Genomic DNA, 206 nt, shown 5'->3' with positions numbered 1-206 from the left:
TAATCCCCCCGAAAAATAATCGCGGTGATAAGTGGAATTTTGTACTCTGAACAGACAGGAGATTCCACATGCGAAAATCACGTTTTACCGACAGCCAGATCATGGCGATTCTGAAGCAAGCCGAATCTGGCGTGCCGGTTCCTGAACTTTGCCGCGAGCACGGTATGAGCAGTGCCACGTTTTATAAATGGCGTTCGAAGTATGGC

Annotated in this window: 1 protein-coding gene; it reads left to right on the top strand. The window is 48.5% G+C overall.

What is annotated here, in order from left to right:
- Positions 1-68: 68 nt before the first annotated feature.
- Positions 69-206 (top strand): transposase (locus ACT3TC_RS17170; RefSeq protein ID WP_444641171.1); only part of this gene is annotated, 138 nt, incomplete at its 3' end.

The sequence above is a fragment of the Halomonas sp. AOP27-A1-41 genome (assembly GCF_052378605.1).
GTDB classification, from domain to species: domain Bacteria; phylum Pseudomonadota; class Gammaproteobacteria; order Pseudomonadales; family Halomonadaceae; genus Vreelandella; species Vreelandella citrativorans.
This window is presented reverse-complemented; position numbering and strand designations above follow the sequence as displayed.